The organism is Mycobacterium sp. NS-7484 (assembly GCF_001953975.1).
GTDB lineage: Bacteria > Actinomycetota > Actinomycetes > Mycobacteriales > Mycobacteriaceae > Mycobacterium.
Genome location: NZ_MBEJ01000131.1, coordinates 18801 through 31930, shown reverse-complemented (window position 1 = coordinate 31930; position 13130 = coordinate 18801). Strand labels below are relative to the sequence as shown.

General features: G+C 65.1%; 12 protein-coding genes. 7 read left to right on the top strand and 5 right to left on the bottom strand.

All coding sequences use genetic code 11. The features are described 5' to 3' along the window. The first annotated feature begins 37 nt into the window (after positions 1 to 37). The 5 genes from A5733_RS24830 to A5733_RS24810 are packed head-to-tail and all read left to right on the top strand — an operon-like array spanning position 38 to position 4707. Positions 38 to 1297 carry a sulfotransferase gene (locus A5733_RS24830; RefSeq protein WP_076242018.1) on the top strand — a complete coding sequence of 420 codons (1260 nt, stop codon included), beginning with the start codon at positions 38 to 40 and terminating at the stop codon, positions 1295 to 1297. Continuing rightward, positions 1294 to 2535 (top strand): alkyl sulfatase dimerization domain-containing protein, encoded by a 1242-nt coding sequence (locus A5733_RS24825; protein ID WP_076242017.1) that lies wholly within the window; start codon positions 1294 to 1296, stop codon positions 2533 to 2535. Before A5733_RS24830 ends, A5733_RS24825 begins: the two co-directional genes overlap by 4 nt. Beyond that, complete coding sequence (locus A5733_RS24820) at positions 2532 to 3281, top strand: SDR family NAD(P)-dependent oxidoreductase (RefSeq protein ID WP_076242016.1); 750 nt, start codon at positions 2532 to 2534, stop codon at positions 3279 to 3281. Before A5733_RS24825 ends, A5733_RS24820 begins: the two co-directional genes overlap by 4 nt. Positions 3282 to 3313: 32 nt before the next feature. Beyond that, positions 3314 to 4330: a zinc-binding dehydrogenase gene (locus A5733_RS24815; protein ID WP_076242015.1), complete on the top strand. Its 1017-nt coding sequence runs from the start codon at positions 3314 to 3316 to the stop codon at positions 4328 to 4330. Next, positions 4327 to 4707, top strand: a complete 381-nt coding sequence (locus tag A5733_RS24810) for a nuclear transport factor 2 family protein (protein WP_083666437.1) — start codon at positions 4327 to 4329, stop codon at positions 4705 to 4707. The genes A5733_RS24815 and A5733_RS24810 overlap by 4 nt, the downstream gene beginning before the upstream one ends. 142 nt (positions 4708 to 4849) lie before the next feature. Here the strand turns inward: A5733_RS24810 and A5733_RS24805 are convergent, their stop codons facing one another. The 5 genes from A5733_RS24805 to A5733_RS24785 form a co-directional block, all read right to left on the bottom strand. Further along, on the bottom strand, positions 4850 to 5641 hold the full coding sequence (locus tag A5733_RS24805) for an alpha/beta fold hydrolase (protein WP_076242014.1): 792 nt from the start codon (positions 5639 to 5641) through the stop codon (positions 4850 to 4852). Between the two features lie 222 nt (positions 5642 to 5863). Next, complete coding sequence (locus tag A5733_RS24800) at positions 5864 to 7321, bottom strand: FAD-dependent oxidoreductase (RefSeq protein ID WP_142254204.1); 1458 nt, start codon at positions 7319 to 7321, stop codon at positions 5864 to 5866. A gap of 2 nt (positions 7322 to 7323) precedes the next feature. Further along, positions 7324 to 8232: a biphenyl-2,3-diol 1,2-dioxygenase gene (gene bphC / locus A5733_RS24795; RefSeq protein WP_076242012.1), complete on the bottom strand. Its 909-nt coding sequence runs from the start codon at positions 8230 to 8232 to the stop codon at positions 7324 to 7326. Between the two features lie 10 nt (positions 8233 to 8242). Further along, entirely contained in the window at positions 8243 to 9424 is a 1182-nt protein-coding gene (locus A5733_RS24790) for an acyl-CoA dehydrogenase family protein (RefSeq protein ID WP_076242050.1), read from the bottom strand. Between the two features lie 87 nt (positions 9425 to 9511). Beyond that, entirely contained in the window at positions 9512 to 10570 is a 1059-nt protein-coding gene (locus A5733_RS24785; RefSeq protein ID WP_076242011.1) for a ferredoxin--NADP reductase, read from the bottom strand. A 131-nt stretch (positions 10571 to 10701) separates the two neighbouring features. Between A5733_RS24785 and A5733_RS24780 the strand changes: the two genes are divergently transcribed. Both A5733_RS24780 and A5733_RS24775 read left to right on the top strand, forming a co-directional pair. Continuing rightward, entirely contained in the window at positions 10702 to 12315 is a 1614-nt protein-coding gene (locus tag A5733_RS24780; protein WP_076242010.1) for an NAD(P)/FAD-dependent oxidoreductase, read from the top strand. Next, a complete protein-coding gene (locus A5733_RS24775; protein WP_076242009.1) occupies positions 12300 to 13118 on the top strand; it encodes a mycofactocin-coupled SDR family oxidoreductase in 819 nt (272 codons plus the stop codon). Before A5733_RS24780 ends, A5733_RS24775 begins: the two co-directional genes overlap by 16 nt. Positions 13119 to 13130: the final 12 nt, after the last annotated feature.

Genomic DNA, 13130 nt, shown 5'->3' with positions numbered 1-13130 from the left:
GACATCGCCAATAGTGTTCTCAAGAAAGAGGATTGGCATGCCCGATCTAAAGCCCGATCTGATGATCAACGACCTCGCGGCACCGGTCCTGGACAGCAACCAGCGTCACGTCCTCGATCAATTGAAGACGCTGACCGTGGAGCTGGACCCGACCGCCATGGCCGACGACGCCGTGCACCAGACCGGCCTGGACGATTTCGGCGATCCGGGCTTCCGTCCCCGCCTGCAGGCCTACGCCGCGGCGATCGACGCCGACACCGGCAATACCAATCTCAACCGGATGATCCTGCGGAACCGGATCGTGCGGTTGCTCTCGCAGCGGTTGTTGTTGACGGACCTGTTGCGTCGTTACCCCGAGATCCACGACATCGAGATCGAACGTCCGATCATCGTGGTCGGCCTACCGCGTTCGGGGACAACGCATCTGGTCAATCTCATTGCCGCCGACAGCCGTCGGCGGGCGCTGCCCTACTGGGAAAGTCAGGAGCCGTTCCCCCGACGTGGGGAGGGGCCCGACGTCAATGGTGTGGATCCGCGGTTCGCCCGCTCGGTGGCCGAGCATGACGCGGCGATGGTGATGACCCCACTCATCCAGGCCATGCACGACAGGTATCCCCAGGCCATCGAGGAGGAAGTCGAGATCCTCGACCTCGACTTCGCCAGTTACGTACTGGAATGGCATGCGCGCGTGCCGCAATGGCGGGACTTCTATTTCACCCTGGACCAACACGAGCACTACGGCTACCTGCGGACCGTGCTGAAGGCGCTCACCTTCCTGCGCGGGCCCCGGCAGTGGGTCCTGAAATCCCCGCAACACTGTGAACAACTCGGGCCGCTGATGGGCACGTTCCCGGATGCGACAGTCGCCTTCACGCACCGCGATCCGGTTGCGGTGATCCAGTCCGCGGTCACGATGCTGGCCTACGGCGACCGGATGCGACGCACCGAGATCGATCCCGAAGGCCTCGTCGACTACTGGATCGACCGGGTGGAACGACTGCTGCGCGCGTGCGTACGCGACCGCGAATTGGTGGCACCCGAACAGAGTCTGGACATCGGGTTCCACCACCTCAACGGCAACGAGATGCCGCTGCTGGAACAGCTCTACCAGCGCAACGGCACCGAGTTGCCAACCGAGACGCGAGCACAACTGCGCAGCTACCTCGATGACAACCCGCGGGGCAAGCACGGCCGCCTGCGCTATGACCTCGAGCGCCATTTCGGGCGATCCCCGGATGAGGTCCGCTCCCGGTTCGGCTTCTACTTCGATCGCTTCGACGTCAGGGAGGAAGCATGACCTACGAACCGCTCTACCTGAGCCGGCCGGGCGGAGAATGCATCGCCGGCGCCGGGGCGCAGGCCGAGCAGGTCGGGCCCGGGATCTGGATGTCGCCGGGGCTGTCCAATTCGTTCCTGATCAGCACGGGTGACGGCCGGATCGTGGTGAACACCGGCATGGGTTTCGAGGGGCCGGTGCATCGGGCCAACTACGACGAGGTCGATACCTCGCCGACCCGTTACATCGTGCTGACCCAAGGACATTACGACCACGTCGGCGGGGTCGACAGCTTCATCGAGCCAGGTACCGACGTCATTGCCCAGGCCAACTGGGGGCAGTGGCGGCGGGACAACGAGCTATTGGCCACCTTTCGCGCCGCCAACTCGTCGTTCGCGTTCCTGGAGACGGTCACCGCGGCGGCCACGTACACGGCACAACGGTTCGGCCAGGTGCCTCCGCAGAGTGCACCTACCCCCACGCTCGTCGTCGAGGACAGTCTGGAACTCACCGTGGGCGGTCGCCACCTCGAGTTCTTAGCCACCCCAGGCGGCGAGACGACCGACAGTCTGGTGATCTGGCTGCCCGACGACGGGATCTGCCTGTGCGGCAATGTATTCGGTGCGTTGTTCGGCCACATCCCGAACCTGGTGACCATGCGCGGTGACCGCTACCGTGACGCGCTGACGGTGGCCGACACCATCGAGCGGGTCCGGTCCCTGGGCGCTGAGACCCTGTTGACCGGCCATTTCGGGCCCATCACCGGCCGCGAGCGGATCGACTGGGAACTGACGCGACTGCGTGACGCGGTGCTCTATCTCCACGACCAGACAGTCGCCGGCATGAACGCGGGCAAGGATGTGTACACCCTGATGCGCGACATCGTGCTGCCGCCTGAGCTGGAGGTCGGCCAAGGCTACGGCATGGTCCGTTGGAATGTGCGGGCGATCTGGGAGAACTACGCGGGCTGGTTCCACCACCGCTCGACGGCCGAACTCTATGCCGACGCCCCGGACGCCACCGAGGCCGATCTGCTCGAACTCGCCGGTGCCGCCGCGCTTCTCGCCCGGGCCCGCGCATTGCGCGACGCCGGCGAACCGGTGCGTGCCATCCGGCTGGCCGAGATGGTGCACCGGGCCGAACCCGACGACAACGAGGCCAGGCAGGTGTTGATTGCTGCTCACGAAGATCTGCTGGCCGGCAGCACCAATTTCTGGGAAGCAGCGTGGCTGCGCGAAAAGATCAAGGAACTGTCATGACAAACCGTGTGCTGTTCGAGTTCTCCGGCACCACCGCCCTCGTCACGGGTGGCACGAGCGGAATCGGTCATGCCACCGCATCGCTGCTGAGAGACAGTGGCGCGCAGGTCACGATCACCGGCACGAGAGGCGGCCCGGAAGACTACGACGTCGACCTGTCGGGGCTGACGTATCGACAGTTGGCCCTGACCGACACAGCCGGAATCGATGCGCTGGCCGAAGAATTCACCGAGTTGGACATCCTGGTCAACAACGCCGGGGCCAACTTCCCGGGCGGGCTCGACGAATCGACCCCGGAGGGTTTCACCGAGTCGGTGGCCGTCAACCTGTTGGCGCCGTTCCGGTTGACCGAACGGTTGTACCGAGCACTGAAAGCGTCGAACGCGCCGGGCGGGGCCAGCGTGGTCATGACCGCCTCCATGGCGGCCATCCGGTCGGTACCAGTGGTGCCAGGGTATGGATCGGCGAAGGCCGGAGTGCTCGCACTCACCCGAAACCTGGCGGTGAAGTGGGCCGGTGACGGCATTCGCGTCAACGCCGTCGTTCCGGGAGTCGTGGCCACCCGCATGACCGCGCCCATGGACTACGTGCCGGAGATCAAACAGGAACAGCTGGACCATATTCCGCTCGGCAGATTTGCCACGCCGGAGGAGATCGCGAGTCCCATCCTGTTTCTGTGCAGTGGAAATGCCTCGTACACCACCGGATCGGCGCTCGTCGTCGACGGTGGCTACAGCGTGTTCTGAGGATTCGACGACATCGACGGAAGGAATTTCACATGAGAGCAGCCATCATCACCGCGCCCGAGAAAACCGAGATCCTCGAAATACCCACACCCACGGCGGGGCCCAAGGACGTTCTGGTGAAGATCCGAGCGTGCGGAATCTGTGGTTCCGACACGCTCTACATCTCCATCGGCGGATTGCCCCCGCGGCACTGCAACATGCCGATCGGCCATGAGCCGTCCGGCGAGGTGGTGCAGGTCGGAGGCGAAGTGCGCGACATCGCGGTCGGTGACCGGGTGGTGGTCAACCCGATGGCCATCGCCGACGACATCATCGGCAACGGAGGCTCGACCGGTGCGCTGGCCGACTACCTGCTGATCAAGGACGCGGTCCGGGGTCAGAGCTTAGAGGTGGTGCCCGAGCACATCCCGTACGAGGTCGCCGCCCTCAACGAGCCGATGGCAGTGGCCCTTCACGCGGTGAACCAGGTGGCGCCGCGCCCGAGCGACCAGGTGCTGGTGCTCGGAGCCGGCCCCATCGGCCTGGGCATCACGATCGCGCTGAAATCGCGCGGGGTGAAACACGTTGTGGTGGCCGATATCCTGCCGTCGCGTCTGGAGAAGGCACTGAAAGTCGGCGCGGACGCGGTGATCAACTCCAAGGACGAGGACGTCATCGCGCGACTGATCGAGCTGCACGGGCCTGGCGATTCGATGTGGCCGAACAAAGCGGGCACGGATGTGTTCCTCGACGCTGCAGGCGTTCCGGCGGCCGTCGGTACGGCCCTCGGTGCTGCCCAGCGGGGAGCCAAGCTCGGCATCGTCGCTGTCCACAAAGAGCCGATCAACATCGACTTCATGAACGTGATGAGCAACGAGCTGACCATCGTCGGGTCGATGGGCTATCCCACCGAGATCTTCGAGGTGACGAAGTCCATCGTCGACAACTGGGAGAAGTATCGGGAGATCATCAGCCACACCTTCGATTTCGACGACCTCCAGGAGGCATTGCAAACTGTGGCCACGCCTGGAGCGGCCGACAAGGTCGTCATCACAATGAGGGGGGAATGATGCCGTCGACCAAGGATCACCAGATTGCCGAAGTGATTCGCCGTTGCGTTTCGCTGCTCGCGACCGGTAGCACCGATGATCTCCTGGAGGTGTTCGCCGAAGACGCGACCGTGGAGGATCCCGTTGGCAGTGATGTCCGCGCCGGCCGGAATGAGATCCGCGAATTCTTCTCCACCTTGCAGGAATTGGAGCGCCAGACCGAGCTGGTCCTGCTCCGTGTGGTCGGGAACGAGGCAGCGTTCTCGTTCACCATCACCTTCAAGATCGGCGACACCCCGATGCGCCTGCAACCGATCGACACGATGACATTCGACGCCGAAGGCAAGATCGCCTCGGTGCGAAGCTATTTCGCTCCAGCCGATCTCGCCGAAGGATAGCCTCTGCCACACGCTGTCGCTGGTCATTTCTGCTGGCCCAAAGGTGGTGGCGACGTGAGCAGAATCAAAGAAGTTGCGTCACATTTGCGACCCCTGAGCGGGCCCGGGAATCGCACCACTGGGATCTTCGCGCCCGCGAGGGTCATTCGAAGAAGGCGAGCACCTCGCGCAGGAATACATCTGGAGCTGTGTCCATCGCGAAGTGCGCATGGCCGTTCAAGATGACCTTCCTAGCGTCGGGCAGTGTTTCATACAGGCGTTCAGTGGCCGTCGTCAGTGGCTGCGGACTGTCACTACCGACGAGCAGCAGCACCGGTACGGTAATGCGCGAGAAGCTGCCGAAGTCCGGTTGGTATATCCCGGATATCGCCTGCATCTCACGCGGAATCGTATGGGCCGCAGCCACTCGCCGGCGCCAGACCGGAAGATCTCGCATTGTGGCCAAATCTTCTGGTCGCGTTCCGGTTTGGGTGAACATCGCAGCTACCAGTCCGTCTCGATCGCCAGCGGCGAGCCTATTGCTGAGGAGTTCGACGAAGCCCGCCGGATAGAAGTCGATACCGACGGGCAGCGGTGGTTCATACAGTGCGAGGCGGTGAATGCGCGCTGTCCTCAGGGCTGCCTCCAACGAGCACAACGCGCCGAATGAGTGGGCGAGGACGTCGACAGAGCCGCCGATTGCATTGATGACCGCCGCGATGTCGTCGAATTCGGTTTCGATGTCATACGTGCCGGTGCCGTCGCTGCTGGTACCGCGTCCCCGGCGATCCATCGCGTAGGTGGTGAAGCGCTCAGTGAGTTGGCCGACAATATGCGTCCACCGCGAATGATCGCCGCCCCCACCGTGAACGAGCAGGAGGGGTGGCCCTTGTCCTGCGGTGTGGCAGCTGATCGTTGCACCGTCTTTGGAAACTACTGTTTTGATCGAGCTCATTCGGCCACCGTTTCTATAGCTGCGTCGCGTCGACGACGTACCGCGACATTCGCGGTCGAATTGGGAAACCCTAGCCAACTGCCGCAGATTGTTAGCTTAACTCAATAATCCGCCCGCGTTGTGCCCGGTAGGCGGCTCGGTGGATCGGCTACGCCCGCATGCCGAATATCAACAAAGTCGCGAGACTCCCTGGAGAGTCTCGCGACTTTGTCATACCTGGAGTCAGGCCTTGGCTGCGGACCGTCCCGCCCGGCGACCGTAGAAACTTCCGTCGCCCAGGGAAACTCCGCTGGCATAACCCCAGGCCGCCAGGCCGGCAGTGCAGCGCCCGGCCGCGAAGAGACCCGGGATCGGCTCGCCGCTCACATGAAGCACCTCGGCATCGAGCGTGGTGGTCAGGCCGCCGAGGGTGAAGCCGCCGGTGCTCTCGCGCAGGTCGATGGCGCCCACCGGAGACTTGATCGGCTTGAGCCACTGCGCCTTCTTGTGCAGCAGCGGATCTTCGCCCCGGGCCGCACCGTCGTTGTAGGCATCGACGGTGGCCTGCAACGAGTTCGGTGGGAGACCGATCTCGGCCTCCAGTTCGGCGACGGTGTCGGCCACCCACGTCGGCGGTCGCATCATCAACTGCGGCGACAGCGAGGCCATCGCCTCCTCCTGCGCATCGCCGTCGATGATCAGGTAGGCGGTGTTGTTCTGGTGATACAGCGTCAACTGGCCGGCCCGGCCGGGATAGGTGTCCTCTGCGACGTAGCGTTGACCGCGCTCGTTCACCAGAATGCCGCGCACCAGCTGCTGCGGATCGATGAACAGGGCCACCTCGGTGGCATCCATATGGGCCAGATCGGCGCCGAGTGCCTGCGCCATCCGGATGGCTTGCCCGTCGTGCTGCTCGATCGAAGCGGCCGGACGCCCGGCGATACGCGGGGCATACTGGGCGACCATGGCGTCGTTGTAGGCGAAACTTCCCATCGCCAACACCACGCCGCGGCGGGCCCGCACGGCGATCTCGCTGCCGTACTGTCGCGCCACCACCCCGACCACCCGGCCGTCGGAGTCGACGACGAGCCGCTGCACCCGCACGTCGTACAGGGACCGCGCGCCAGCCGCATTCGCGGTATCGACCAGCGGCTTCATCAACATGAAACCGGCGCTGGCCTCGCCCTGCTTCTTGTTCGACATCTGCGGCACATGCCCGCGCGGGGCCGGCGTCGCAATGGTGTTGAACGGGTAGGAGTTCTCGCCACCGGAGTACATCAACCCCTGGTCGCCCATCGGCTCCCAGCCGGGTTCGCCGAAGAACTCGGCTTTGAACGGCACCCCGCAGCCCACGAGCCAGTCGAAGTGCGCGATGCTGCCCTCACAGTAATCGGCGATACGGTTGGCATCGGCGCCGGGACCCATGGCGGCGTTGAGGAACGCGGCCATGTTGTCGACCGAATCCTCGAAGCCACAGGCTTTCTGGATGGGGGTGCCGCCGCCGAGGTAGATGAATCCGCCGGCCATCGAGGCGGCCCCGCCCCAGGAGCCGGTGCGCTCCAGGACCAGGACGTCGGCCCCGGCGCGGGTCGCCTCCACGGCCGCAGCCGCGCCGGCGACGCCGTAACCGGCGATGACCACGTCGGCCTCGTGGTCCCACTTCGCCACCTCGGCGGCGGCGATGGGGGTCGGATCAAACATCGTCACGGTTGCATAGCCTTCGGTAGATCGCTGACCCACTGATGACCCCAGTAACTGTCAGCGGTGATTTCTTCAGCGGTGTAATAGGTTTCGTCGACGCGCATGCCCTCGGTGCCGAACTCGATGTCCCAGTCGCCCGGCGCTCGCACATAGAACGACACCATCTTGTCGTTGGTGTGCCGGCCCAGCGTCGAGGACAGTTGGAAGCCCTCGGCGTTCACCCGGTCCAGGGCCTGCCCGACGGCGTCCAGCGTGTCGACCTCGACCATGAGGTGAATCAGCCCTGGATCGCGCAGGGTCTGTGCCGGACAGATGGCCAGGCTGTGGTGGCGCTCGTTGACGCCCATGAATCGAACGCGGATCGGTCCGAACTCCGGCGGCACCGGAACCCGGAATGCGCCACGGGATTTGAAACCCAGTACCTCGGTGTAGAACTCGAACAAACCGTTGACGTCGAGCGCGGGCAACACCACGTGCCCGAGTCCCTGATCGCCGGTGACGAACTTCGCGCCGAACGGGGTGACGACGGGGGAGTGGTCGAGCACCGGGCCGTGGAACACCTCCAGCGCGGTACCGGCCGGATCCTGGAAGGCGATCGCCTCCTCGACCCGTCGGGCGTCGGTCTCCTCAAGTGACAGCTGCTTGAACGGCACACCGGCCGCATCGAGCGCGGCCTTCACCTGCTCCAGATCGGCATGGTCACGCACCTCCCAGCCGACGGTCACGATCTTGTCGACCTCACCGGGCACGACGATGATCCGGGCGGCACGCTCATCCATCCGCAGATACAGCGCGGACTCGTCGGGGCCGGTACCGGTGGCGAACCCGAGGACGTTGAACGCGAAATGGCGCCAGCGCTCGATGTCGGAGGCCGCGACGGTGACGTAGCCGAGGCTCTTGATCAATCCCATGTCCTTCCTCTCAGATCATCGCCCGCAGCGGGCCCTGTGGATCCACGCCCAACGAACTCAGGGCCGAAGCGTGATACACCGTCCCGGGCACGTGGATGGCGTGCGCCTGGCCGACATGCACGTCACGCCAATACCGTTGCAGCGGTTTGTCCATCCGGGCGGCGTTGCCGCCGCAGCGGGCGAAGATCTCGTCGACCGCCGACACCGCGCGCCACACGGCCCGAACCTGGGTGCGTCGTCCGGCGGCCCGGTCTTCGAAGCTCACCTCTTTACCCGAGTCGACGATGTCGTAGATGCGGTCGGCGTTGGCCAGTAACTCCTGGCGGGCGGCGTTGATGTCGGCGGCGGCCTCGCCGATCGCGTACATCACGTAGGGGTCGTCCTTGATCGCCACGCCGCTGGAGTTCACCCGCTCCCGCTGGTAGTCGAGGGCGGCCGCGAGCGCGCCCTCGGCGATGCCGATGGTGGCCGAGCTGATGCCGAGCGGGAACATCGTCGACCACGGCATCAGATACAGCGTCTCGGTCATCCCGGCCTCGCGCTGAGCCGTGCCGTCCATCACCTTCATCGCGTCCATCGTGCGGTAGGACGGCACGAAGGCATCCTTGACGATGACGTCCTTGGAGCCGGTTCCACGCAGCCCCACGACGTCCCACGAATCTTGCACGATCTCGTAATCCTGGCGCGGCAGGATCATGTGCAGCATCTGCGGCGGCATCAACGGCTTGCCGTCCGCGTCACCGAGCATCGCGCCCAAAAAGATCCAGTCGCAGTGGTCGGTACCCGAGCTGAACTGCCAGCGGCCGTTGAAGAGGTAACCCCCGTCGACGGGCTTGGCCACGCCCTGCGGCGCGTACGGCGAGGCGACCCAGGTGTCGACGTCATCGGCCCAGATCTCGGCGGCCACCTTCGGATCGGCATAGGCCAGCTGGTAGGGGTGCACGCCGACCACGCCGTTGATCCAGCCGGCCGACGGATCGAGCGCGGCGGTGGCCATCACGGTCTCGGCGAACTCGCGGGGATGAACCTCCAAGCCACCGTGGGACTTCGGTTGCAACAGACGGATGTTGCCGGCCGACTTCATCAGCTTGACGGTTTCGTCGGTGAGCTTGCCGATCTTCTCGGCCTCGGGGCCCTGGTTGCGCAGTTGGTCGGCGATCTCGTGCACCCGGTCGAGTACCCGCTCAGTCATCATTTGGTCCTATCGTCGAGGGCTGGCATTGATGGTGTACCGCGTCGAACCTCGTCGTGGCGGCGAATCCCGGTCAGTGGAAGCAGCTCAGAATTCGATGTGGAGGTCGTCGGAGACCGGCCTGGCCTGGCAACCGAGGATCACCCCATCGGCGAGATCGTCTGGCGCGAGAATGTCGCAGGTGGCCATGTCCACCTGGCCGCGCAGCACCGTCGCCGCACACGACCCACACTGACCCTCCTTGCAGGAGTACGGCACGTCGACACCGGCGGCGACCAGCGCGTCGACCAGGGTCGCGTTCCGCGGCCACCGGAGCTGATGGATGCTGCCGTCCAGGTCGACCTGCAGGTCCGCGGCGTCGCCGTCGTCGGCAACGGCGGCTGCGTCGTCGACGACGACGAACGGATCCCCCGCCAGTGACTGGAACACTTCGAGATGGATTCGCTCCCTTGGCACCCCGGCCTCGGTGAGTGTCTCCTTCACCATCGTCATGAACGGGCCGGGGCCGCAGACGAACGACTCGAAGCCGGAGCCGGTGAACACTGTGTGGGCAAACCCGCTCAGCTGAGCGCGGGTGGGCAGGCCCTGGACCGACTCCAGCCAGTGCAGCACGGTCAACCGGCCGGCGTAGCGGGTGGCGAGCTCACGGAGTTCGGCGGCGAAGATCACCGAGCGTTCGTCTCGGTTGGCGTAACACAGCACGACGCGTCCGGTGCCGGTCGCCAACACCGATTTCAGAATCGACATCACCGGCGTGATGCCGCTGCCTGCCGCCCACAACAGGAAATCGGTGTCGAGTGTGGTGGGGGTGAAGACGCCGGACGGCGGCAGCACCTCGATGGTGTCGCCCACAGTGATGTTGTCGCACAACCAATTCGAGCCGTAGCCGTCGACGGTGCGCTTCACCGTGACCTTGGGGGCGGGGTCGGTGTGCGGTGAGCTGGCCAGCGAATAGCACCGCGCCACCGATCCGGTGGTATCGCTGGGCACCCGCAACGTCAAGAACTGCCCGGGCCGATAGGCGAACCGCTCGCGCTCGGAGTCAGGGATGGCGAATACCAACGAACGGGCATCGGGGCTCTCCTCGATCACATCGGCCACCGTCACCAGCACGCCCCGGCTCGTCGGGATGCTCGCATCGATCATGGGCCGACATTGTGGTGGAGGAACGACGGTCGCCAACCTGCCACTTCCAGTGGCCGGGACACCGGGGCTCGTCGTCCGGTGACCGGGAACCGTGGCGGCTGACGTCATGCCGGCCGCCTAGCGTACGCAGGGTGAGCACTGGATCGACGAGTGTCGTGGATGTCGTGGTGGTGGGCGCCGGGTTCGGCGGCCTGTACGCGTTGCACAAGTTCCGGTCGCAGGGACTGTCGGTGCGGGTATTCGAAGCGGCACCGGATGTGGGTGGCACCTGGTACTACAACCGCTACCCCGGTGCCCGGTGCGATGTTGAGAGTGTGGACTACTGCTACTCGTTTTCCGACGAGCTTCAACAAGAGTGGACGTGGACCGAGAAGTACGCCACGCAGGCCGAAATCTTGAAGTACATCAACTGGGTGGCCGACCGGCTCGATCTGCGCCGCGACATCACCTTCGACACCAGGGTGGCCGCTGCCGTACTTGACGAGAAGGCGTTGCGCTGGACGGTCACCACCGATACCGGTGAGACGGTCGACGCGCGGTTCGTGGTGATGGCCACCGGTCCGTTGTCGGCGGCCATGACTCCCGATTTTCCGGGACTCGACAGCTTCGGTGGCGAGGTGTACCACACCGCGCACTGGCCGCATGAGGGCGTCGACTTCACCGGTAAGCGGGTCGCGGTGATCGGCACCGGATCCTCTGGTATCCAGTCGATTCCGATCATCGCCGAGCAGGCCGAACGGCTTTACGTGTTCCAGCGGACGCCGAACTACAGCGTGCCGGCCGGCAACCGGCCGCTGACCGCCGACGAGGTTGCCGACATCAAGGCCAACTACCCCGAGCGGCGCCGGATGTCGTGGCGCAGCGGCGGCGGTTCCCCGCACGTGGCGCACCCGAAGCTGACCATGGAGGCCACCGCCGAAGAGCGCCAAGAGGCCTTCGAAAAGCGTTGGCAATTAGGCGGAGTGCTGTTCTCCAAGACCTTCACCGATCAGATGGTCTCCCTGGAAGCCAACGAAGAGGCCCGCAAGTTCTACGAAGACAAGATCCGCACGATCATCGAAGACCCGCAAGTTGCCGAACTGCTGATCCCCAACGACCATCCGATCGGCACCAAACGGATCTGCACCGACACCAACTACTTTCAGACGTTCAACCGGCCCAACGTCACCTTGGTGAGCGTCCGCAAGACCCCGATCGAGTCGATCGACGAATCGGGGATCAACACGACCGACGGCCACTACGCCATCGACGCATTGGTGCTGGCCACCGGCTTCGATGCGATGACCGGCACGCTGGCCAAGGTCGACATCGTGGGCCGCGGCGGGGAAAAGCTCGTCGACGACTGGGCGGACGGACCGCGCACCTACCTGGGCCTAGGCACCGACGGCTTCCCTAACCTGTTCCTGGTATCGGGTCCCGGCGCGCCCGCGGTACTGGCGAACATGGTGCTGCATGCCGAAGCTCATGTGAACTGGATCGCCGACGCCATCGCCTACCTCGACCAGAACGGCTACGCCGCAATCGAACCGACCGCCGACGCGGTGGACGGTTGGATTGCCGAGTGCGCGCAGCGGGCCGAGGCGACGCTGTTCACCAAGGCCAACTCCTGGTACATGGGCGCCAACGTGCCCGGCAAACCACGGGTGTTCATGCTGTTCATCGGCGGCTTCGGTGTCTACCTCGACATCTGCAACGAGGTGGCAGCAGCGGGATACAAGGGATTTGATCTGTGCAAGACGCGGTAGGGCCGGGACTGCTGGACAAGGTCGTCGTGGTGACCGGCGCCGCGCGGGGCACCGGGCGCGTGCATTGCGAACGCTTCGCCGACGCCGGGGCCGATGTGATCGCGCTCGACCGCCCCGACGTCGCCGACGACCTACGTGAGACCGCGGATCGGGTGCAGCAGCGCGGCAGGCGCTGTGTCATCGGACTGGGCGATGTCAGCGACCTCGCCGCCATGACGTCCGGGGTCGATGCCGGCGTGAGGGCGCTGGGCCGGCTCGATGTCATCGTCGCCAACGCCGGCATCCACACCCCGGGCGGGCCGGCCTGGACCATCAGCGCCGAGGACTGGCAACGCACGCTCGATGTCAACCTGACCGGCGTCTGGCACACCGTCAAGGCGGGAGTTTCGCACCTCGGTCCCGACGGCGGCTCCATCGTGATCATCAGCTCCACCAACGGTTTACGTGGCACGGCGGGCGCCGCGCACTACACCGCCAGCAAGCACGCCGTCGTGGGGCTGGCTCGCACGCTCGCCAATGAACTGGGACCACGAGGTATCCGGGTCAACACCGTGCACCCCGGCGCGGTGGCCACACCGATGGTGCGCAATCCCGACACCTACAAACGGCTGCGCCCCGACCTGGACAACCCCACCGAAGCCGACGCCGTCGAGGTTCTCACCGCCCGCAACCTGCTGCCGGTGCCGTGGGTGGAACCCGTTGACGTAGCCAACGCCGCGGTGTTCCTGGCCTCCGAATACGCCCGTTACATCACCGGCACGCAACTCGTCGTCGATGCCGGCCTGACTCAGAAGACGACGTGACCGGCAGTACGC

What these genes read in the sequence shown, in the direction of transcription:
- A5733_RS24830 (WP_076242018.1), top strand. Translation starts at nt 38, where the DNA reads ATGCCCGATCTAAAGCCCGATCTGATGATCAACGACCTCGCGGCACCG.
- A5733_RS24825 (WP_076242017.1), top strand. Translation starts at nt 1,294, where the DNA reads ATGACCTACGAACCGCTCTACCTGAGCCGGCCGGGCGGAGAATGCATC.
- A5733_RS24820 (WP_076242016.1), top strand. Translation starts at nt 2,532, where the DNA reads ATGACAAACCGTGTGCTGTTCGAGTTCTCCGGCACCACCGCCCTCGTC.
- A5733_RS24815 (WP_076242015.1), top strand. Translation starts at nt 3,314, where the DNA reads ATGAGAGCAGCCATCATCACCGCGCCCGAGAAAACCGAGATCCTCGAA.
- A5733_RS24810 (WP_083666437.1), top strand. Translation starts at nt 4,327, where the DNA reads ATGATGCCGTCGACCAAGGATCACCAGATTGCCGAAGTGATTCGCCGT.
- A5733_RS24805 (WP_076242014.1), bottom strand. Translation starts at nt 5,641, where the DNA reads ATGAGCTCGATCAAAACAGTAGTTTCCAAAGACGGTGCAACGATCAGC.
- A5733_RS24800 (WP_142254204.1), bottom strand. Translation starts at nt 7,321, where the DNA reads ATGTTTGATCCGACCCCCATCGCCGCCGCCGAGGTGGCGAAGTGGGAC.
- bphC (WP_076242012.1), bottom strand. Translation starts at nt 8,232, where the DNA reads ATGGGATTGATCAAGAGCCTCGGCTACGTCACCGTCGCGGCCTCCGAC.
- A5733_RS24790 (WP_076242050.1), bottom strand. Translation starts at nt 9,424, where the DNA reads ATGACTGAGCGGGTACTCGACCGGGTGCACGAGATCGCCGACCAACTG.
- A5733_RS24785 (WP_076242011.1), bottom strand. Translation starts at nt 10,570, where the DNA reads ATGATCGATGCGAGCATCCCGACGAGCCGGGGCGTGCTGGTGACGGTG.